Here is a 20,266-nt window from a genome sequence, read left to right as displayed (position 1 = left end):
TCGGCCTACCGTGTAGCAATGAGCTGGGACCAGCTGGCGCAGGCCAAATATGTTTCGCTGACCACCTACAAGAAGGACGGCTCGCCCGTCGGGACCCCCGTCTGGGTGGCGCCCGACGGCGACCGTCTCCTGGTGTGGACGAACCCGGCCTCCTGGAAGGTCAAGCGGATCCGCCGCAACCCCGAGGTGACCCTGCAAATCTCGGACAACCGAGGTCGTACGCAGGGCGGTGAGGTACTCCCCGGTGCCGCCGAGGTCTTGGACGCGGCGGGCACCGAGCGCGCCCGAGAGGTCGTGGGCCGGAAATACGGGTTGATCGGAAAGGTCATGATCCGCGGTCACAAACTGTTGCGCGGGGCGGACGGATCGGTCGGGATCGCGATCACTCCGCGGCCGGATGCTGCGGGTTGAGATGGTGCCGTGTCGGCGGCCGCGGGGTCCGCGCCGCGTCCGGCTCTGCCGCAGGGTGACTCACCACGGCCCGCGGCCGAAGGTGACGTCGAAGGTCGTGCCCGGTTTGTGGTAGAGCGAGCCGTCGGCATTGCGCATGGCGAGCATCGAATCCGTCAGCTCCTTGATCGTGGTGACCTGTACGGCATCCACAACCTGCGAGTACGACTTGGTCACCTCGTCGTATCGCAGGTCGTACTTCGGCAGATACCAGAAGGAATACAGCTCGGGTGAACCGTCCTTCCCGGTGCGCCCGGTAGCCATCGTCACGTGCTCCGCATCGCGGTTCCACATCACGATATCGCCGCGCTGTGGCGCCGGGCCGTCGGCTGCGCCGGTGTACACCCGGCGCCCTTCGGGGATCAACCAGTTGCCCATGCGGGGAAGCCATGCCTTCATGAGGAAAGGCTCGCTCCAACCGCCGTCGGGGTCACGTGGCAACTCGGTCAGCTCGCGCAGATAGGGCTTGTCCACTACGCCGGTCCGGGCCGCCGCGTAGCAGATCATCTCCCAGCAGTTGAGCCCGTAGCGGTCGTTCAGCGGCCCGAGCGGTTCGTCGGACTTCAACCACCCTTCGTACCCGCGGTGCCCCTGCCGGAAAAGTTCGGGGTCGTAGTTCGCCCACCGGGCCTTGGCTCCGGAGCGATGAATACGTTCCAGTTCGTCCGCTATCAATTCGGGAGCGTTGTGGACCCGGGGCACCGGTGGCTGGATCCACCGTGGGAGGAACCTCTCGATGTAGTCGCGGGAACCGACGAGGTCGGTCGACGGATCGCGGATATTCAGTCTGTCCCGGGCCACCAGCGTGTCCGTGCCCCTGTTCAATCGGAGCGCGATCGAATCGGTATCGTGACGGATGATTCCCGCCACATCGTCGATGGATCCGCTGATTCGCTGAAAGGCCTGCGCCACGGCGGCGTCCAGGTCGCTACGGGCCACAGAAAAAGAGATTACGCAGCTGAAGACTCGAATCAGTAACGTGCGCAGTGTGATAGTGGCCATCTGCGCTCCAGCGGCAGCATTCACCGTCGGCCCGCCGGATCTGCCGAAATGGACTTCTGCCCTGCGGTGGCCGCGGTAGGTCTCGCGCGACCCTCCGGTGGGGCCGATGCAGTGGCGGCGAGGTCCATGGCAAGAGCTCGAGAAGGCCGGTGGTCTGCGATCGGCCGCCACAGGTCGGTGGCAAGCGCCGGGGAACGTCGTGGACATCGGCGAGGGACCTGATTAGCGTGCGTTGAAAGCGGCTGGGGCAGCCCCGGTCGGCACATCGAAGAGCGAGGTTCCGCATGCACCCGTTCCGCAAGGCCGTGGAGGAGCGCGATTCCGCCGCCATCGAGGCACTGCTGGCCGACAATGTGGTGTTCACCAGTCCTGTGGCGTTCAAGCCCTATCCCGGTAAACCCCTCACCGCGGCCATCCTGCGCGGTGTGCTGCGGGTATTCGAGGATTTCCGCTATATCCGGGAGATCACCGACCCCGGTGGCCGCGACCACGCGCTTGTCTTCGAGGCGACGGTCGCGGGTAAGCGGCTCACCGGATGCGATTTCCTGCACTTCGACGAGGACGGCAAGATCGACGATTTCATGGTGATGGTGCGTCCGCTCTCGGCGGCGACCGCGCTGGCCGAGGCCATGGGCGCGCAGTTCGACCGGATCCAGAGCGAGGCGATCGCCGCGAGTACGGACGCGCAGTAGCGGTCGATCAGCTGGTGAGCGGCGACCCGTTGGGCTGGAGTGCGGGCCCGACCGCCCGCAGGGTGCCGGGTTTGCGGCCTTTGCCCCAGCCGATCTGCGCGCGGTAGCTGCCCAGCAGCCCGCTGCGGACCAACTCCTCCTGGTCTCCGGCCGCCGAGGATTCCGGTTCCGGGGTGGTACGCGGCGAGACGAACAGCGCGTCGGCGGGGCAGTTCGCCTCGCACTGGAAGCAGGTCTGGCAGTCGCTGTGCCGGCTGATCACCGGAATACCGCCGACACCGCGGTCGAACACATTGGTGGGGCATACGGCGATGCATTTATCGCAGGCGATGCAGCGCTGCGCGGATACGAGTTCGATCACGACGCCACCGCCGCGGGGATCGCCGCCTGTTCGGGCCGCACCCAGATCCGGTCCAGCCCGCCGGTGACGAGCCGATGGTGCTGATCGGGGTCCTGGTCGGGGAAATCGAGCCGTTTCGCCATGCCCCGGGTTTCGGTGCGGGCCAGGGCCGCTCGGTACATCCAGCGGGCGTGCGCGGTGATCGCCGCGGCCTGCCGGGTGCGCACCCGCTCCGCGCCGTCGCCGCCCAAGGATTCGCGGATCTCCGACCAGAGCGCGTCCAGGGTGTTCAGCGATTCGGTGAGCACGCTGCCGTGCCGCAGATAGTTCTTGTCGTAGGGCAGTACTTCGCGCTGGACGGCGGCCACCACCTGCCGCGGATCGTGCTCGGTCCGGCGGCCCTCGGGGCGGGCACCCACGTCGCCGATCCCCGTCACGCGGCGGCCCGCCGCACCGGCCCCGAGCGCCAGCGCGTACCGGGCGGCGCCGGCACCCGCCCAGGTGCCCGAGGAGATCGCCCAGGCGGCATTGTGACTGCCGCCGCCGGTGAAACCGCCGCAGATCAGTTCGCGGGTCGCGGCGTCACCGGCCGCGTAGAGGCCCGGCACGCTGGTACCGCATTCGTCGGTGACGAGCCGGATACCGCCGGTGCCGCGGACGGTGCCCTCGGCGATCAGCGTGATCGGGAACTTCTCGGTGAACGGATCGATGCCCAGCCGGTCGAAGGTCAGGAAGAAATTCGGCTGGGCACGGCGCATGGCGGCCCGGGCCGGTTCGTCGGCCTGATCGATTCGGCAGAAAACCCTGTCGCGCAGCAGTTCCGCCGCGATGGGTGAGCGGTTGCGGCCGCCGGCTCCCTCGAGCACGCTGCCGTCGGCGCGATAGAAGGTGGCGAAATGATAGAACGCCGTCTTGGTCACCGAGGTCCCCTCCGGTGCGATGCCGTAGGCGTTCGAGAACTCCATTCCGGACAACTCGGCCCCGGCCTCGACCGCGAACAGCGCGCCGTCGCCGGTGTTCACATCGCAGCCCAACGCCTTGGACTGGAAAGCGCAACCGCCGGTCGCCAGTACCACCGCACCGGCCCGGACCCGATAGCTCTCCCCGGCCTGACGCCGGTAGCCCGCGGCTCCCGCGACCGCACCCGCCGCGTCGACCAGCAGTTCGATGGCCGGGCTGTGGTCGAGGATCCGCACACCGGCCCGGCGGACGCGGATCCGCATCCGCCGCATGTACTCCGGGCCCTGCAGTCCGTTGCGCAATTGCTTCCCGTCCGGTCCGACCGGGAACGGGAAGCGGGCCTGTTCGGCGAGTTCGTTCAGGCGTTCGTAGGTTTCGTCCAGGACCCGTTCCGACCAGCGCCGATCGGCCAGATAGCCGCCCAGGCCCGCGCGGCTCGCGATCGCGGCCGCACGATCGACCGGGTCCGGCGGGACGTACCACACGCCGGTGCCGGCCGAGGCGGTGGCGCCGCTGGTCCCGCAGTAGCCCTTGTCGGCGAGCACCACCTGCGCGCCGGCTCGGGCGGCCCGCAGGGCTGCCCAGGTGGCGGCGGGGCCACCACCGATCACGAGAACATCGGTGCTCAGTTCGTGCACATCCGTCATTCGAATCCCTCGTTCCGACGACCGCGTCCACCTCGGCGCAGCGCGGGTCACAGTGACGAATGCCAGGCTGCACCCGGGCCCACCCGGGCGACAACGATTGGAATCGCGGGTAGTGCAAATATCGTCGCCGGCGGCCGGCGTCGTCATGATCACGCCATGCGTAAACGTGTGCCGGCCTTGCTCTTCGCGTTGCTCGCGGCCGTCTCCCTGGTGTCGGCGTGCGGCACCTCGTCGGAAGCCCGGACGAGCGAGGACGGGCGGACGCTCATCCGGTACCAGGGCTGGGCCGGCCAGGTCACCTATCCCGAGCTCGCCGCCGATCTGGGCTATTTCGACAAGGTGGCGCTGGACTGGGTCGGCAATACGACCAGCGGTCCGCAGGACATCCAATCGGCGGCCACCGGCGCCACCGATATCGGCGGCGCGTTCAACGGCGCCGTGGTGAAACTCGCCGCCGCGGGTTCCCCGATCACCTCGGTGATCAGCTATTACGGCTCGGACAAGGAGAACTTCACCGGCTACTACGTGCTGGACAACAGCCCGATCCGCAGTGCCCGCGATCTGATCGGCAAGAAGTTCGGGGTGAACACCCTCGGTGCGCATCACGAGTTCGTGGCCCGTGAATGGCTGGCCCGGCAGGGTCTGTCCAATGACGAGATCGCCCAAGTGGAGCTGACCGTGGTACCGCCGGTCAATGCGGAACAGGCGTTGCGGCAGGGCCGGATCGATGCGGTCGCGCTGTTCGATATCTGGCGGGACGAGGCGGTGGCCCGGGGCGGAGTCCGGCCGCTGTTCACCGACGGCGACCTGTTCGGTGCGTTCAGCTACGGCACCTATATCGTTCGCGACGACTTCCTGGCCCGCAACCGCGACGCCGTCGCCGATCTGACCCAGGGCACCGCCCGCGCGATCCGCTGGGCCCAGACCACGCCGCGCGACCAGGTGATCGCCAAGTTCAAGGACATCATCACGCGCCGCGGACGGGAGGGCGAGAGCCCCGACAAGGCGAACTACTGGAAGAGCACCGGCGTCGCGGGGCCCGGTGGTGTCACACGCGAGCAGGAGATCCAGCTGTGGGTCGACTGGCTGGTCCGCAACGGTGAGGTGGAGAGCGGGAAGCTGACCGCGAAGGACCTCTACACCAACGAGTTCAACCCCTACGCCAACGGCACCTATCCGGAGAACGCCGGACCGGACGGCAAGGTGGTCGGGTAGGCCGCGGCCGAGCCGAACGGATGACATCCACCTGGACAACGCTGCGTCCCCTGTTGCCCACCGTTTTCCTGCCGTCCGCGGTGTTCGGGATCGGTCAGGGCGCCGGTTCCCCCGTGATCGCGCTGACTGCTCGGGACCTGGGCGCCTCGGTGGGCGTGGCCGGGTTGATCGTGGCCCTCGTCGGGCTCGGCGCGGTCCTGGGCGATCTCCCGGCGGGCCGGATCGTCGCCCGGTTCGGCGAGCGGCGCTCGATCATCGCCGGCTCGCTGATCGGCACCACGGGGGTGCTGCTGTCGCTGCTGGCCTGGACGCCGGCGGTGCTGGCGGTCGGCGCTCTGCTCACCGGGGTGTCCAACGCGGTGTGGGGGCTGGCCCGGCAGAGCTATCTCGCCGAGGTGGTCCCGGTCGAGATGCGGGCCCGGGCCATGGCGACCTTCGCGCTGATGTGGCGGCTGGGCTTTCTGATCGGCCCCTTCGCGGGCGCGCTGGTAATCCTCGGGATGGGCACCCGCGGCGGGTTCGCCGTTCAGCTGGCCGGGGTGATCGTGTCCGGCTATCTGATGTCGCGGGTGCCCGACCCGCCGCGTGCCCACGACGCACCGGGCGGTGGGGTCTCGCTGGGGACGATCCTGCGCCGGCACCGGCGGCTGCTGGCGACGCTGGGCGCCGGATCGCTGCTCATGGGCGCGGCCCGGGCCTCCCGGGAGGCGGCGCTTCCGCTGTGGGCCGACCATATCGGCCTGGACGCCGCCTCGGCCTCGCTCGTTTTCGGTGTCGGCGCCGCGTTCGACCTGCTGTGTTCGTATCCGGCCGGGCAGCTGATGGACCGCTACGGCCGCCGGTTCATCGCGGTGCCGTCGCTGTTGATCATCGCGCTGTCCTATTTCCTGCTGCCGCTGGCCCATGATGTGTGGACCATCGGCGCGGTGGCCGTGATCATGGGGATCGGCAACGGTTTCGGTAACGGCGTGATCATGACCCTGGGCGCCGATGTGGCCCCGGCCGCCACCCGCGCGGAATTCCTGGCGGCCTGGCGGCTCACCCATGATTTCGGCATGTTCCTCGGGCCGTTGGCCGCCGGGGCCGTGGCCACCGTGGTCGCGCTCGGCGTGGCGGTGGCGGCCCTGGGAGTGGTCTCGGTGACCGGTGCGGGAGTGATGTTCCGGTACATCCCGCGATTTGTTCCGGTCCCCGGTCGTTCTGCACCCGACCTGGTCGCGCGATAGCTCGCGCTCCCGACCCGGGAGCAGGCATGGGGGTACGCGGCAGCCGAGGCCGGGCGTATCGCCGAGGCGGGGATGGTGGCCGCCGATGCGGGGCGATCGGTCCACACCACCTGCTCCCCGCGTCGGCGATTTTTGGTGGAAGCCGTTACGGGGAGCCCGAATATATCGGCCATCGCGGCCCGGCCGGTTCCCGGCGCGGCCGTGCCTCAGCCCACGGGCAGTGGGGGCGTGGGCGGGAAAGTCACCGGTAGCGCGGCCAGGGTGCGGTGCAGCACGCCCGGTCGCCAGGCCAGTTCCGCCACCGGGACCGCGAGCCGCAGCTCGGGCAGCGCGTCGAGCAGCTGGTCTATGGCCTCCTGCGCGATCAGATACGCGGTCGGCCGGGCCGGGCAGGCGTGCGGCCCGGCGCCCCAGGCCAGATGCGACCGGTTGCCGCTGTGGTGACCGGTCCCGATCTCCGGATCCTTGTTGCATCCGGCGAGACTGATCACCACCGGCTGGTGGGCCGGTAACCAGACGCCGTCCACCATGGTGGGCTGACGCGGATAGGTGACGCTGGCGTTGGGCAGCGGCGGATCGTCGAACAGCACGTCGTCGAGCGCGTCACGGGTCGCCAGCGCGCCGCCGAGCATCTCGTCGGCGAACCTGTCGTCGGTGAGGATCAGGCACAGGGTGTTGATGATCAGGCTCTGCATCGGCCCCATACCGACGCCGTAGAGGGCTATCACCTGGTGGGTCATCTCGGTCGCGTCGAGGGCCGCGGAGTGGTGCAGGAGCCGCGTGGTGACATCGTCGCCCGGCTCGGCGCGTTTGGCCTCCACCAGTTCCTGCACCGCCTCGCCGAACATCAGATTGCCCTTCTCCGAGTCGACGCCGTCGAAGATTGCGGCGGTCGCGGCGGCGGCGCGGTCGCTGATCTCGGGTGGGCAGCCGAGCATCGCGTTGATGACCTCGAAGGTCAGCGGGAACGCGTACTGGGCGACCAGATCGGCCGAGCCGGACTCGCAGAACGTATTGATCAGCGGTGCCGCGAAGCGTTCGACGGTGGCGCGCAGCCGGTGCAGATCCACCCCGGCCAGCGCCGCGGTGACCGCGCCCCGGTAGCGCGTGTGCTCGGCGCCGGCACTGCGCGGCGCGTTCGGCCGCCACTGCAGTACCGGCAGTACCGGGCAGTCGGCGGGGACGGTTGTCTCCCAGTGACGGGGATCGGCGGGGAAACGCGCCGGATCGTTGAGGATCCGCAGCGCGGCGCGGTATCCGATGACCAAGGTGGCGGAGACGCCGGGTGCCAGCTCCACCGGCACCAGCGAACCGTGGCGTTTTCGCATCTCCTGGTAGGCGCGGTGCGGGTCGGCGGTGAATTCCGCCGAGTACAGCGGGAATCGCTCTTCGTCGCCTCGACCGGGCCCCGGGGGCGATGGCACGGGGTCGGGCGGCGTGATCATGGCGTGCTCCAAGCATATCGGCAGCCAACGGCATGACGAGGCAGAGACGTTGGCCCGGGAACTGTTTCGGCCGGTCCGCTGCGCTGCGGGCACCAAGATCATAGGTCACTTCGCGCCGGGAAGGTTGCGCCCGGGTTGCCGTGAGTGGGCACAGTGGCCATCGACTTTCGGCAGTCGGTGTCATATTGTCGGTCTACGGCAAAGCTGCAGATACGGCGCGCGATACGGAGTGACTCATGGGCAAACTGGACGGCAGGATCGCATTCGTCACCGGCGCCGGGCGGGGCCAGGGCCGCTCCCACGCAGTACGTTTTGCGCAGGAGGGCGCCGATATCATCGCCGTCGACACCACGGCCGAGGTCGCCAGTGTGCCCTATCCGCTGGCAAATGCCGCCGACCTCGCGGAGACGGTGCGCCTGGTGGAGGCCACCGGCCGCCGTATCGTCGCCCGTGACGCCGATGTCCGTGATCTCGCCGCTCTGACCGCGGCGGTCGCCGCGGGGGTGGCGGAATTCGGGCGGCTCGATATCGTCGTCGCCAATGCCGGGATCTCCAGTCCGGCCCCGACCCTCGAGATGGGCGAGGATGTCTGGCAGGACATGATCGACATCAATCTCACCGGGGTATGGAAATCGCTCAAGGCCGCCGTACCGCATATCATCGCGGGAGGCCGCGGGGGTGCCGTGGTGATCACCAGTTCGCTGGCCGCGTACCACGCCAACGAGAACACCGCGCACTATGCGGCGTCCAAGGCCGGCCTGGTGATGCTGATGAAGGTGCTCGCCAAAGAACTGGCCCCGCACGCTATCCGGGTGAATACCGTGCACCCCACGACCGTCGCCACCCCCATGATCCTCAACGACGCCACCTACCGCCTGTTCCGGCCGGATCTGCCGAACCCGGACCGGGCCGATTTCGAAGAGGCGGCCCGCACCCTGAACCGGCTACCGGTGGTCGCCCTGGAGCCGGAGGACATCACCGCCACGGTGCTGCATCTGGTCTCCGACGACGGTCGCTACATCACCGGGACCACCCAGCAGATCGATGCCGGTGGGGCGCTCTGACCGCCGACCATAGGTAGCCGTCCCGCTCGTTTCCGGTGCCTCCGCGTGTCGGCTGCACGAGTACGGCCCTCGCGCGCCGGAGTGTCGCGGGTGCGATCCGGCGTGCGCGCACCGAACTGCTGTAGCGCGGGGGTGGGCGTCGCCGCAAGGACTTCGCAAGGTTTTCTCGAGCGCGCCCGATAGGTTTGCGGGTATGACGCACGGAGTTGTCCGCCGGGTGCTGCTCGGCGCGGGGTGGTGTGCGCTGCTGGCCGGGACCTTCGGCCTGGCCCTCCATCTCGGGGGCTGGCAGCGGCGGGAACTGATCCTGCTGGCCGCGGGCGCGACGTATCTGATGCTGGGCGCCGTGGCCGCCCTCCTGCTGTTCCTGGCCGCGCGCGGATGGCGCAGCGCCGCGGCGGCGGTGATCGTGCTCGCCGGTGTGCTGTGGACCCAGCTGCCCCTGTTCGTTCCGGACAGCCGCGCCGCGACCGGCGCCGAACTGACCGTCCTGCAATCGAATCTGCTGTTCGGCGGCGCGGATACGACCGCGCTCGTGACCGCGGTCCGGGAACGCGGCGTCGACGTGCTCACCGTGGACGAACTCACGCCCGAGGCGGTCGATGCCCTGACCGCGGACGGTCTCGGCGCTCTGCTCCCGTACACCTATCTGGACCCCGGGCCCGGCGGCGGGGGTACCGGTATCTACAGCCGGTTCCCGCTGTCGGATCCGGTGCGCCACCAGGAGTTCGTGCTTGGCAACCTGTCCGCGACGCTCACCCATCCCGCCCTCGGGTCTGTCGCGATCCACGCCTTCCACCCGCTCCCGCCGACCGCGGACGCCGCCGTCTGGGCGAAGGAGATGAGCGCCGTCGACACCATCCTGCGCGCATCTGCGGGACCGGCGGTGGTCGGCGCCGACTTCAACGCGACCAGTGACCACGCGGCCTTCCGCCGCCTGGTGAGCGGCGATTTCGCCGCCGCCGCCGAACAGGCCGGTGCGGGCAGGCTGCTCACCTATCCGGCCGACCGAACCTGGGGCCCGCTGATCGGTATCGATCATATTCTGGTATCCGGCGGCACCACCGAGCACATCAGTACATTCACCCTTGCGGGTACGGACCACCGCGCCGTCGTGGCCCGCCTCCGGCTCATCCCCTGATCCGCCACCGCGCGGTCGCCCTTCCCACGAAAAACCAGGAGAGAACATGTATTCCGGCACCCGTCTGCGCACCGTCACCGGCACCGTGGTGATCGCCCTCGCGGCCGGCTTCGGTTCGGTCGCCTGCAGCAGCGACCGCTGGTGCGAATTCGACGCCACCGACACCAAGGTCGCCGATTCATACTGCGAGAACGGAACTCCCGGCTACGAATGGGAGCCCGACAGCGACGGCAAGAACAACAGCAAGAAGAAGCCCAGCAAACCCACCACCTCCAAACGCAATCACTGAGCGGATGCGGTCGCGGGTAGATCGGTCCGGATAGCCGGCGTGCACAACCTGCTGGACTTCGCCGGGGTGGCCGCAGGTACCGTTCTCCGAGGTTCTGGACCGGGCTCACCGGGCCGTTCCGAACGGCATTCGGCGCCCTGGCCGTGCCCACGCTCGTCGCCTGGCAGCGGCCGGGCGGTGCCCTCGAAGCCGGTGGACCCGCATGGTCGCGCCGATGCGCTCCCGGCGCGCGCCCGCCGCAGGTCGTCGCTACGGGGAGTCGAGGGCTTCGATCACCCGGTGGGTGGCGGCGACCCGGGCGGGTATCGGGATGTTCCGGTTCATCAGGACGACGACGGCGAGGGAGCGGCTCGGTACGTAGGCGACGTAGGCGCCGAATCCGCCGGTCGACCCGGTCTTGTCGAACAACGCCGGACCGGATGCGGCCGCGGCCGGTTCGACCGGCTGCGGCCGGTTGACGATATCGGCCGAGTTACCGGCCTGGAGCGTCTCGAGGGAGACGGGATACTCGAAACGTTCCCAGCCCAGGACCTGGGTCATCGAGCCGACCCGGTAGCGGCCGTGCCGGGTCGCCTCCAGCGGTCCGCGCAGGGCCGATGGAGCGCGCCGGTTGTCCATATTCGCCGCCACGAACGCCAGCAGGTCGGCCGCGGTCGTCTTCAACCCGTAGGCCTCGGTATCCCCCGGACCGGGAGAAACCCGTACCGCAGCGCCCGATCGTTCTGTCCCCCAGGCATAGTCGTCCTGCGCCGGTGCCGGTACATCGAAGTAGGTGTGTCGGAGGCCGAGCGGCTCGAGTATCTCCGTACGCATCGCGTCCTCGAACGGGCGGCCGAGCGCCGCGGCGGTCGCCTGCCCCAGCAGCGCCATACCCGGATTGCCGTAGAGGCGGGTGGTTCCCACCGGGTATGTCGGGCGCCACTGCTGGAAGTAGCGCCACATCTCGGCCTCCGTCGTCACCTCGCCGGGGAACTGCTGCGGCAGGCCACCCGCGGTGTAGGTGGCGAAATCCCTGATCTGCGCGCCATCGATCGGGTAATCGCGTAGTTGCGGCAGGTACCGGCCCGGGGTCTCGTCGAAGTCGAGCCGCTCCTGGGCCGCGGCGGTACCGGCCAGCAATGTGGTGAACAGTTTGCTGATCGAGCCGATCTCGAAGATCGTGTGCTCGGTGACCGGGTGATCACCGCCGGGCGCGGTGGTGCCGAACTCGAAGAGCCGGGTCCGGTCCCCGTGTACCACCCCCACGGCGATGCCGGGAATGTCGTGCGCTTCGCGCAACGCCGTGAAGGTGTCGTGCACGACGGTGCCCAGGACATCGTCGGTTGCCGCCGGGGCGGGCGCTTCTCCGGTGCATGCGGAAACGAGTAGGCCGGTGAGCAGGACGACCGCCGGACGAATCCACCGCGTACCGCGTTGCGCTCGCGCCTCGGCAGCCCGGCCGAGGTGATGGCGTTCGGCGCGGTGCCCCGGCCACGGCTCGGCTCGTTCGCGCGCGGCATCAGTATCTCGAAACCCCATAGGTGGCACGGTAGGCGGTCCGCCGCTGTCGCCGACAGTTCGATCAGTTCTGATCACCGGCCGGGCGCCCACGGTCCGGGTAGTCCGGTCGGGTCCGCGATACGAGCAACTCGTGAACATCATTCGGGCGCGCGACCTCTCGCTGGTCATCCTCGACGATGTCCGCACGGTCGCCTGACCCGGCACCGCGGACCGCACCCGGTCACTCAGGTGACCGCCAAATCGGCCTGTCGGCATAGTGGTGCCATGGCCTCTAACGGCATCGATAGCCGGTGAACATCGATTTGACACCGTAAAATAGACTCAACGGCGTTTCGGATTTCTGAGAGGCTGCCGGTGTCGCGGGTCCCGCATGAGTACGTCGCATTCGCGAACCGTCTGTCCGGCTATGTCCAGACATACGTCCAGAAGGTCCGGGCCGAAGTCGACGGTCTGATCGGCCTCGGCGCCGGTACCGGGCCGGGGAGGCTGGTGGCCGAGGACGCGGCGGGAGCGGAGCGCATCTCCGGGAGCGGGCCGGCCGCTGCCGGGGGGCGGGCCGGCGCGGACACATCGGGCCGGGACGCCGCCGCGATCCCACGGGCGGGCGCGGAAAAGCCGACACCGGCGCGGCCGGATCGGCGGCGGGTGGTCGAGATCGTGCATCGTGCGGGGGCGGGTGCCGGCAATTTCGGTATCGGCCGGGCCGGGTGGGCCGAGGCGGACGCCGCCGGTGTGGCGTGGGTCGGGGCCGAGGCCGGACGGTTGCCCTACGGCACCACCCATCGCTGGGTCAGCGAAGACGGATTGCGGCAGTACCGCCCGCCCCAGCAGAAACCGTCCGGGCGGGGTGTGGAGGCCAATTACGAGTCACGGTCGGAGACCGGCCGGCACTGGGAGAGCAACGCGCATCTGGAGGTCGGGGAGCGGTGATGAGAGCGGAACTGAAGGGGATGCACAGTCCGGATGTCGATCTCGCGGACCCGGACGCTGTGTGGGCGGCCGACGAGGTGCTGGTGCAGTTGATGATCGGCCCGGTGAAAGGGGCGGGTGAAGAGGCGTTCGATCTCGTCGTCCGGGCATGGGGGAGCAGTGCGGAGGGCGCGCGCGGGGGCGGGTTCCGCCCGGCCGATCACGCGCTCGAGCTCGCCCGTATCGATACGGCGGAGATTCGCCGCTACGTCCAGGATTTTCTGCGTGATCTGGAACGTCCGACCTGGGACGCGCTGGCCCGTGCGATCGACCGGATTGCGCGGTGGGAGTTCGCGCACTACCGTCCTGTTCGCGACGACGGCGCGTAGGTCCCGGCGGGTGGGCCCGGGTCCGGTCTCCGCGGGACGCGAAGGAGTGGGCGGCCGGGCCGTTCCCGATCGTTCAGGCGGATTCGGCGAGGTTGTCCGCGGTCCAGATCTCGGCGAGCTCTTCGAGGGGCAGTTCGAGCACGCGGCTCAGGGATACGACCGTGCCGAAGCCGGGTGAGGGGAGGCGGCCGGTTTCGATCTTGCGGAGGGTCTCCGGGGAGATGCCGGCCGCGCGGGCGACCTCGGCGAGGTCGCGCCCGTCGCGGGCGGTGCGCAATCGGACTCCGAGGCGGCGGCCGGCGTCGATCTGGGAGGCGGTGAGGGGCAGGCGGACCATGCCTCCACTCTAAAGAGTGGTATTAATGTACCGCAATGACGGTATAGAAATACCATTGGCTGTGGAGGTTGTGATGGTGGAGTTGAAATCGCCCGAGGAGATCGAGCGGATGCGCGTCGCGGGCGCGTTCGTGGCCGAGATCCTGGCGGAACTGCGGGCGGTCGCGGCGGTGGGTGTGAACCTGCTCGAGCTGGAGATGATCGTGCGTGAACGGATCCGGCAGCGGGGCGCGGTGTCGTGTTACTGGGACTACGCGCCCTCGTTCGGGCGCGGTCCGTTCCGCAATACGGTGTGCCTGTCGGTCAACGACGCCGTCCTGCACGGGCTGCCCTTCGACTACGCGCTGCGCGACGGTGATGTGCTGACCGCGGATCTGGCGTTGAGCATCGACGGCTGGGTCGCCGACGCCGCCACCACCGTCATCGTCGGCACACCCGCCGCCGCGGATCTGCGGCTGGTGCGGGCCACCGAAGAGGCGCTGGCCGCGGCGATCGAGGCCGCGCAGCCGGGTAACCGGATCGGTGACATCTCCGCGGCGATCTCCGCCGTCGCCGCCGCGTACGGCTATCCGGTCAACACCGAGTTCGGCGGTCACGGGCTCGGGCGGACCATGCACGAGGACCCGCATGTTTCCAACGCCGGACGCGCGGGCCGCGGCTTCCGGCTGCGGCCCGGCCTCACCCTCGCCCTGGAACCGTGGTTCGCCGCGACCACCGACCGGATCGTCACCGATCCCGACGGCTGGACCATCCGCTCGGCCGACGCCTCCCGCACCGCCCACTCCGAGCACACCGTCGCGATCACCGCCGACGGGCCCCGGGTGCTGACCGCGGCGGCGTGACCGGCCGGGCGCCGGGCCGTACCCGACCGGTCCGGGGTGGAGCTCCGGGACGACGCCTCCCGGCTCAGGTCGCCCGGCTCACCGACGACATGTGGAAGTCCGGGATCCGCAGCGGCGGCATGGCCGTGCGGGTGAACCAGTCCTTCCATTCCCGTGGCAGCGTGAGTTCGGTGGCCCCGGCCTCGGTGACCCGGCGTAGCAGGTCCAGCGGGCTCTCGTTGAACCGGAAGTTGTTCACCGCCGCGGTGACCTCCCCGTTCTCGACCAGGTACACACCGTCGCGAGTGAGACCGGTGAGCAGCAGGGTGGCCGGGTCGACCTCGCGGATGTACCAGAGGGTGGTGAGCAGCAGACCGCGTTCGGTGCGCGCGATCATCTCGTCCAGCGTCGCGGCGGAACCGCCGGTGAGCAGCAGATTCTGCACCGGGACGGTGGGGGAGGCGGCGTAGTCGGCGGCGGTGGCGCGCGGATACACCAGATCGGCGATCGCGCCGTCGCGCAACCAGTCCACCCGCGGCGCGGACAACCCGTTGTCGAAGACCGACACCGTCTCCGATGAGGCCGGGGTGGCCACGAACGGCAGGCACTGCAATCCGGGCGCCGCGGGATCGGAGAAGAGGGTCAGCGGGATATCGGTGAGCTTCTCACCGACCCGGGTACCGCCCGCGGCGGCGAACGCGGTGTGTCCCTCCTGCGCGCCCCGGCCCTCCATGGACCAGTACATATAGATGAGGAGGTCCGCGACCGCCGACGGCGGCAGCAGGGTTTCGTACCGCCCGGCGGGCAGTTCCACCCGCCGCGCCGACCAGTCCAACCGCCGGGACAGCTCCGCCAGCAGGCCGGGGGTGTCCACATCGGTGAAATCGGCGGTGCCCGCCCCCACCCAGGCACTGGCCAGGTCCGCCCCGTCGCCGCGCTTACCGTTGATCTCGATCGACCCGGTGGGCTGGGTGTAGCGGCGCCGGACACCGGTGGAGGTACCGAGCCAGGTGGTCTGTACCTGATGGTGCGCGAAACCGTAGAGCCGGTCGCCGCCGTCGAAACCGGTGGCCAGATCGGCGGCGAGCCCGGTGAACACATCGATCCCGGTGACAGCCGGGGCCTGCTCCCAATCCGGTGCCGCCGGAACCGCGTCCGCGTCCAGCAGCGGCATGGCGTCGCGGGCCGGTTCGGCGGATCGGGCCGCTTCCTCACTCGCCCGCACCACGGCCTCGATATCGACGGGGTCGACGCTGGTCGAGGCCACACTGCCGACGCGCGCCGAACGCGGCCCGTCCCGGAACACCGAGATCACCGACCAGCGCCGCGATACGGAGGCGCCGTTGGTGGTCATGGAGTTGCCGGCCCAGCGCAGCGAGGCCTCGTACTCGTCGCTGACGATCACGATCGTCTCGTCGGCCCGGGACGCGCCGAGGGCCCGCTCTACCACCGCACCCGCGGGTAGTACCCCCGCACCGATCACCGTCATCGTCCTGCCTCCGTCCGGGTGTTGAGGACGTTCACGCCGCGCACCAGCACCGACGGGCAGCCGTGACTGACCGCCGCGACCTGGCCGGGCTGCGCCTTACCGCAGTTGAACGCGCCGCCCAGCTGCCAGGTCGACGGTCCGCCGACCGCCTCCATCGAACCCCAGAAATCCGTGGTGGTCGCCTGGTAGGCGACATCGCGCAACTGGCCGGCCAGCTCACCGTTGCGGATCCGGAAGAAACGCTGCCCGGTGAACTGGAAGTTGTAGCGCTGCATATCGATCGACCAGCTCTTGTCGCCGACGATATAGATGCCGTCGGCGACCCGCGAGATCAGTTCGGCGGTACTGGTATCGGTGTCGGGATCGGGCTGTAGCGAGACATTGGCCATCCGCTGGATCGGTACATGATGCGGGGAGTCGGCGTAGGAGCAGCCGTTGGAGCGGTCCAGGCCCAGCCGCGGCGCGAACACCCGGTCGAGCTGGTAGCCCACCAGCACCCCGTCGCGCACCAGATCCCACCGCTGACCGGCCACTCCGTCGTCGTCGTAGCCGACGGTGGCCAGCCCGTGCGGCTGGACCCGGTCGGCGGTGACATGCATGACCGGCGTGCCGTAGCGCAGTGTGCCCAGCAGATCCGGGGTCGCGAACGAGGTCCCGGCGTACGCCGATTCGTAGCCGATCGCGCGGTCGTACTCGGTGGCGTGACCGATGGATTCGTGGATGGTGAGCCACAGGTTGGTGGGGTCGATCACCAGATCGGTCGGGCCCGCGGTGACGGTCGGCGCTTTTACCTTCTCGGCCAGCCATTCCGGGATCCGGGCGAGTTCGGTATCCCAGTCCCAGACCCCGTCGGCGCCGGTGACGTACTCCCAGCCGCGGCCGACCGGCGGCGCCAGGGTGCGCATGGTCTCGAACGCGCCGGAAGCGGTGTCGACAGTGATCGCCTCCAGTTCCGGGTGCAGGCGCACCCGCTGCTGGGTGATCGAGGAACCGGCGGTGTCCGCGTAGTAGGTCTGTTCCTTGACCTGGAGAAGTGACGCGGTGACGTGGTCGACGCCGTCGGCGGCGGTCAGCCGGCCGGAATAGTCCTGGAGCAGGGCCACTTTGTCGGCCGAGGGCACGGTGAACGGATCGATCCGGTAGTCGGAGATCCAGCGGGCGTTGTCGTAGCGGGGTTCGTCGGCGAGTTCGACGCGTTCCCGGTTCAGGTCGCGCAGGGTGGTCGCCACGGCCACCGCGGACCGCGCGACCTCGGCCGCGGTCTCCCGGGTGAGTGCCGCGTGCGAGGCGAAACCCCAGGTGCCGTCGACGATGACGCGGACCGCGAACCCGAGTTCGACGGTATCGGTCAGTGCCTCCACCCGGCCGTCGCGTAACCGCAGTGTCTGCGTACACAATCGGTGCACCCGCAGATCGGCGTGCTCGGCCCCGGCCGCGCGGGCCGTGGCGAGAGCCGACTCCGCCAGCGCCGCCAGCGGTAGGTTCGCGAACTCCGGATCGATATCGTGCCCGGACGGTAGGCCGCCCGATTCGATAGAGGTTGTCGCCGTCACCCTGCACAACTTACAGCGCGTCCGATAACTCGCTGAGTTATCGGACACCGCCCTTCTCGGGCGTCCTCGGCTCATACCCCGACCGGGATAGGAGCCTTGGTTCCCGCGTCGTCCGGGCCGGTTGCACCGGCACCCATCGGGTGCCGGTCAGTGCCTTCCCGTCGGCGGGCATTGGTAACCCGGCCCCCTGCTCGGAGGTCCGGGGATCGTGGTGGGTCTTGCGGCCGGCGATTACGCAGCATCCCCGCCACATGCAGGTCCTCGACAACGAGCCGGTCGTGGGTTTTGACCAGCTCGTTGGTGACCTGATGCAGGAAATGACGACGCACATTCGCGACCCGATGATGATGGCGGGCCAGCCGGGCGGCTGCCTCTCGCCGGTTGCGGGAACCTTTCTCCTTCCTCGACAAGGTCTTCGCCAGCCGCCGCTGCCGCGCCAACCCGCGAGCCAGGGGTTTCGGCGGATCATCGACCCGCGCGACTTCACGGCCCTCGCTGGTGGCGGCAATCAGGAACGCCGACAACCCACGGTCGATACCGACCCACCCGCCACCGTCGTCGGGGGCCCGAGCCGGATGGTGGTGGCCCGGGTGCAGATCCGCGGCCTCCACAGTCACACTGACCCACCAACGGCCCGCCCGCTGGGACACGGTGGCGGACAGGATCTTCGCCCGACCGGCGGTCAGCATCCGGCGCAGGCGACGCGTGTCCTCCCGGACCCGCAACTGCCCGAGACCGGGCAATGTCACCGACCGCGGCGTGTCGTCGTCGCCGACCCGGATCGCCGATCGCCCGGTTCTGGAGTGTTTGTTGCGGAGCCGGAACGATGCGGTGCTGGTGGTTTTCTCCTTGAACCGGGGAAACCCGACCTTCGGGCGCCGGCGTTTCCCGCTACAGGAGTCCGACCAGCCGGCCAGTCCGCGGCCGCAGTCGGTAGCGGCTTCCTCGAACACCTGCTGACACACCTGGTCACGCCATACCAGCCCGGTGACCTCGACCGTGGTGACCCCGCTGGGGTCGACGGTGAACAGTCGGCCGGCTGCTTCGGACTTCTTCCAGGTGTTGAAGGCGTTGATCAGGTCGAACCGGGTCCACGGGACAGGGTGTTCGGGGTCGGTCCGCCGCTGAGTGAGCGCGGTTTTCACCATTGCCAGGCACTGGTTGTAGGCGAAGCGTGCCGCGCCCGCGTGCCTGGCCAGTACGGTCTGCTGCTCGACGGTGGGGTCGAGACAGTACCGGAACGCGGTGTGCCTACTCATCGCCGGCGACTATGGCAGAGGCCACCGACAACTTCGCGAGTTACGCGGCAAGGACTCCGGCACGTTCCGAACCGCGAGCAGAACCGCAGGACAACATGGGTACCAGAACCCCTACGCCAGTGCGCACGCTCTCTACCCCCCAGTCCACCGATCCGAACCGGCAATCGGAGATCTCAGACACCCTCTTACCTCGAGTTCTAACCTCTGATCTGCTGATTTATGACTCGAGAGATCGTGAGCGAAGCCCTTGGTTGACCTTGTCCTCTTGCGACGGAGAGACCTTCAACGACCAAGGGCTTCAGTTGAACAGTGTGCACAACACCGGCTGTGCTGGCATGGTCGGGGATCTTCCGCCACGCTGCGGGCGTGATCAGCGGTCCTGGTGAAGCCGTGGGGCCGCTGCTTCTGGGTCTCGGACGGGCTCATCGTCCGCGTTGCCGGCATCAGCAACATGACCCAAGTGCTCGTCGGGCTGGTCGAAAGCGGTGGGTTCACGCAGTTGCTTCAGCGGCTCGACGGCTGACAGCTTCCCGCAGTCACCCGAACTTGATTCTGAAACGATCAGTCAGTCCGACCCGGCGGATGCCGGGTGGTGCGCCCGGCCTCAACCGAACTGCTGCCAGCCCAGCCGGATCACCATGGCCACCACGACCACCAGCAGCACCGCGCGGACGAACTCCGCGCCGCGGTCCAGTGCCATCCGCGAACCCAGTACCGCGCCCGCGATATTGGCCAGCGCCATTGCCGCGCCCAGCGCCCACAGCACATGCCCGGTGGCACCGAAATAGATCAGCGCCCCGATATTGGAGCCGCAGTTGATCACCTTCGCCATCGCCGCCGCCCGGACGAACTCGGTGCCGAGCAGGGTGGCGAAGGTGATGATCAGGAATGTCCCGGTGCCGGGACCGAGCAGTCCGTCGTAGGCGCCGATCAGACCCGCGGCCAGCGCCACCACCAGAACGACCTTGCGCCGCGACGGGGGATGGGTGGCCAGGGTGATCCCGATCGAGGGCCGGGCCGTGACGAAGATCGCCACCCCGATCAGCACCACCAGCACGATCGGAATGAACAGGTCCCGGTCGATGAGCGCCACCGCCGCCGCGCCCGCCGCCGCGGTGATCGCCGCCAGTACGGCGGCGGGTATCAGCAGCCGCCACTGGAGCGGAACTTTGCGGGCGAAGGTGGCCGCCGCCGTGGCCGTGCCCGCGACCGCCGCCAGCTTGTTGGTGCCCAGTGCCGTCTGCGGGGCGAGGCCGGGGGCCACCAGCAGCAGGGTCGGCAGCACGATCAGACCGCCGCCGCCCACCACGGCGTCCACCCAGCCGGCGGCGGCCGCGGCCGACAGCAGCATCAACCAGTCGGTCACATCCATTCGCTCAGCAAACCAGACGGTCCGCAGGTGAAGATCACCCGCTCATGGATCCGGCCGGGGGCCGGCCTCCTAGGTGTACTGCCCAGGCAGGTTGGTCGAGGGTTTGTGGCGACACGCTGTAGGTGATCGTTGAAATGGTGAAGGTCTCCGTCGTGGAGTGGGAGTTG

The 20,266-nt window shown here is 69.1% G+C and carries 21 protein-coding genes; 11 read left to right on the top strand and 10 right to left on the bottom strand.

Translation table 11 applies throughout. The features are described from left to right. The first annotated feature begins 18 nt into the window (after positions 1–18). The gene (locus IG75_RS0111895) at positions 19–411 is read left to right on the top strand and encodes a PPOX class F420-dependent oxidoreductase (protein ID WP_030521285.1); all 393 of its coding nucleotides are present in this window, start codon (positions 19–21) and stop codon (positions 409–411) included. 60 nt (positions 412–471) lie between these two features. On the opposite strand, the gene IG75_RS0111890 is transcribed toward IG75_RS0111895, so the two are convergent. After that, entirely contained in the window at positions 472–1,389 is a 918-nt protein-coding gene (locus tag IG75_RS0111890) for a hypothetical protein (protein ID WP_030521284.1), read from the bottom strand. 347 nt (positions 1,390–1,736) lie between these two features. Between IG75_RS0111890 and IG75_RS0111885 the strand changes: the two genes are divergently transcribed. Next, the gene (locus tag IG75_RS0111885; protein WP_030521283.1) at positions 1,737–2,144 is read left to right on the top strand and encodes a nuclear transport factor 2 family protein; all 408 of its coding nucleotides are present in this window, start codon (positions 1,737–1,739) and stop codon (positions 2,142–2,144) included. A gap of 7 nt (positions 2,145–2,151) precedes the next feature. Here IG75_RS0111885 and IG75_RS0111880 read toward each other — a convergent pair whose 3' ends face one another. Together IG75_RS0111880 and IG75_RS0111875 are read right to left on the bottom strand one after the other, a co-directional pair. Then, positions 2,152–2,505, bottom strand: a complete 354-nt coding sequence (locus IG75_RS0111880; RefSeq protein WP_030521282.1) for a 4Fe-4S dicluster domain-containing protein — start codon at positions 2,503–2,505, stop codon at positions 2,152–2,154. Beyond that, positions 2,502–4,091, bottom strand: a complete 1,590-nt coding sequence (locus IG75_RS0111875) for an FAD-dependent oxidoreductase (RefSeq protein WP_030521281.1) — start codon at positions 4,089–4,091, stop codon at positions 2,502–2,504. The genes IG75_RS0111880 and IG75_RS0111875 overlap by 4 nt, the downstream gene beginning before the upstream one ends. A gap of 156 nt (positions 4,092–4,247) precedes the next feature. On the opposite strand from IG75_RS0111875, the gene IG75_RS0111870 reads away from it, so the two are divergent. Beyond that, positions 4,248–5,306, top strand: coding sequence for an ABC transporter substrate-binding protein (locus IG75_RS0111870; protein WP_030521280.1), 1,059 nt, complete (start codon positions 4,248–4,250; stop codon positions 5,304–5,306). A gap of 20 nt (positions 5,307–5,326) precedes the next feature. Then, positions 5,327–6,532, top strand: a complete 1,206-nt coding sequence (locus IG75_RS0111865; protein WP_030521279.1) for an MFS transporter — start codon at positions 5,327–5,329, stop codon at positions 6,530–6,532. 206 nt (positions 6,533–6,738) lie between these two features. On the opposite strand, the gene IG75_RS0111860 is transcribed toward IG75_RS0111865, so the two are convergent. Next, positions 6,739–7,977: a cytochrome P450 family protein gene (locus tag IG75_RS0111860; RefSeq protein ID WP_030521278.1), complete on the bottom strand. Its 1,239-nt coding sequence runs from the start codon at positions 7,975–7,977 to the stop codon at positions 6,739–6,741. 236 nt (positions 7,978–8,213) lie between these two features. Between IG75_RS0111860 and IG75_RS0111855 the strand changes: the two genes are divergently transcribed. The 3 genes from IG75_RS0111855 to IG75_RS0111840 all read left to right on the top strand — a co-directional run bounded on the left by IG75_RS0111855 (position 8,214) and on the right by IG75_RS0111840 (position 10,471). Further along, positions 8,214–9,041, top strand: coding sequence for a mycofactocin-coupled SDR family oxidoreductase (locus IG75_RS0111855; protein ID WP_030521277.1), 828 nt, complete (start codon positions 8,214–8,216; stop codon positions 9,039–9,041). A gap of 193 nt (positions 9,042–9,234) precedes the next feature. Next, positions 9,235–10,182: an endonuclease/exonuclease/phosphatase family protein gene (locus tag IG75_RS0111845; protein ID WP_030521276.1), complete on the top strand. Its 948-nt coding sequence runs from the start codon at positions 9,235–9,237 to the stop codon at positions 10,180–10,182. A gap of 46 nt (positions 10,183–10,228) precedes the next feature. After that, a complete protein-coding gene (locus IG75_RS0111840) occupies positions 10,229–10,471 on the top strand; it encodes a hypothetical protein (protein WP_051714527.1) in 243 nt (80 codons plus the stop codon). 249 nt (positions 10,472–10,720) lie between these two features. Here the strand turns inward: IG75_RS0111840 and IG75_RS0111835 are convergent, their stop codons facing one another. Beyond that, positions 10,721–11,989, bottom strand: coding sequence for a serine hydrolase (locus IG75_RS0111835; RefSeq protein ID WP_156058866.1), 1,269 nt, complete (start codon positions 11,987–11,989; stop codon positions 10,721–10,723). Positions 11,990–12,325: 336 nt separating this feature from the next. On the opposite strand from IG75_RS0111835, the gene IG75_RS37330 reads away from it, so the two are divergent. Both IG75_RS37330 and IG75_RS0111825 read left to right on the top strand, forming a co-directional pair. Continuing rightward, positions 12,326–12,901 carry a hypothetical protein gene (locus IG75_RS37330; RefSeq protein ID WP_030521273.1) on the top strand — a complete coding sequence of 192 codons (576 nt, stop codon included), beginning with the start codon at positions 12,326–12,328 and terminating at the stop codon, positions 12,899–12,901. Continuing rightward, on the top strand, positions 12,901–13,269 hold the full coding sequence (locus tag IG75_RS0111825; protein WP_030521272.1) for an Imm8 family immunity protein: 369 nt from the start codon (positions 12,901–12,903) through the stop codon (positions 13,267–13,269). The genes IG75_RS37330 and IG75_RS0111825 overlap by 1 nt, the downstream gene beginning before the upstream one ends. Before the next feature lie 73 nt (positions 13,270–13,342). Here the strand turns inward: IG75_RS0111825 and IG75_RS0111820 are convergent, their stop codons facing one another. Beyond that, on the bottom strand, positions 13,343–13,606 hold the full coding sequence (locus IG75_RS0111820) for a helix-turn-helix transcriptional regulator (protein ID WP_030521271.1): 264 nt from the start codon (positions 13,604–13,606) through the stop codon (positions 13,343–13,345). 73 nt (positions 13,607–13,679) lie between these two features. Between IG75_RS0111820 and map the strand changes: the two genes are divergently transcribed. Beyond that, positions 13,680–14,447: a type I methionyl aminopeptidase gene (gene map / locus IG75_RS0111815; protein ID WP_030521270.1), complete on the top strand. Its 768-nt coding sequence runs from the start codon at positions 13,680–13,682 to the stop codon at positions 14,445–14,447. 64 nt (positions 14,448–14,511) lie between these two features. Here the strand turns inward: map and IG75_RS0111810 are convergent, their stop codons facing one another. Genes IG75_RS0111810 through IG75_RS0111800 form a run of 3 tightly spaced genes read right to left on the bottom strand, consistent with a single transcriptional unit; the run spans position 14,512 to position 18,727 of the window. Further along, positions 14,512–15,915 (bottom strand): TldD/PmbA family protein, encoded by a 1,404-nt coding sequence (locus IG75_RS0111810; RefSeq protein WP_030521269.1) that lies wholly within the window; start codon positions 15,913–15,915, stop codon positions 14,512–14,514. Beyond that, positions 15,912–17,543 (bottom strand): TldD/PmbA family protein, encoded by a 1,632-nt coding sequence (locus tag IG75_RS0111805; RefSeq protein ID WP_081876827.1) that lies wholly within the window; start codon positions 17,541–17,543, stop codon positions 15,912–15,914. The genes IG75_RS0111810 and IG75_RS0111805 overlap by 4 nt, the downstream gene beginning before the upstream one ends. Further along, positions 17,540–18,727, bottom strand: a complete 1,188-nt coding sequence (locus IG75_RS0111800) for an RNA-guided endonuclease TnpB family protein (protein ID WP_051714526.1) — start codon at positions 18,725–18,727, stop codon at positions 17,540–17,542. Before IG75_RS0111800 ends, IG75_RS0111805 begins: the two co-directional genes overlap by 4 nt. 382 nt (positions 18,728–19,109) lie before the next feature. Between IG75_RS0111800 and IG75_RS39565 the strand changes: the two genes are divergently transcribed. Continuing rightward, a complete protein-coding gene (locus tag IG75_RS39565; RefSeq protein ID WP_162183790.1) occupies positions 19,110–19,250 on the top strand; it encodes a hypothetical protein in 141 nt (46 codons plus the stop codon). Positions 19,251–19,331: 81 nt separating this feature from the next. On the opposite strand, the gene IG75_RS0111790 is transcribed toward IG75_RS39565, so the two are convergent. Continuing rightward, entirely contained in the window at positions 19,332–20,099 is a 768-nt protein-coding gene (locus tag IG75_RS0111790) for a TSUP family transporter (RefSeq protein ID WP_030521266.1), read from the bottom strand. Between the last annotated feature and the right edge of the window lie 167 nt (positions 20,100–20,266).

This window comes from Nocardia rhamnosiphila NBRC 108938 (genome assembly GCF_000720425.1).
GTDB classification, from domain to species: domain Bacteria; phylum Actinomycetota; class Actinomycetes; order Mycobacteriales; family Mycobacteriaceae; genus Nocardia; species Nocardia rhamnosiphila.
This window is presented reverse-complemented; position numbering and strand designations above follow the sequence as displayed.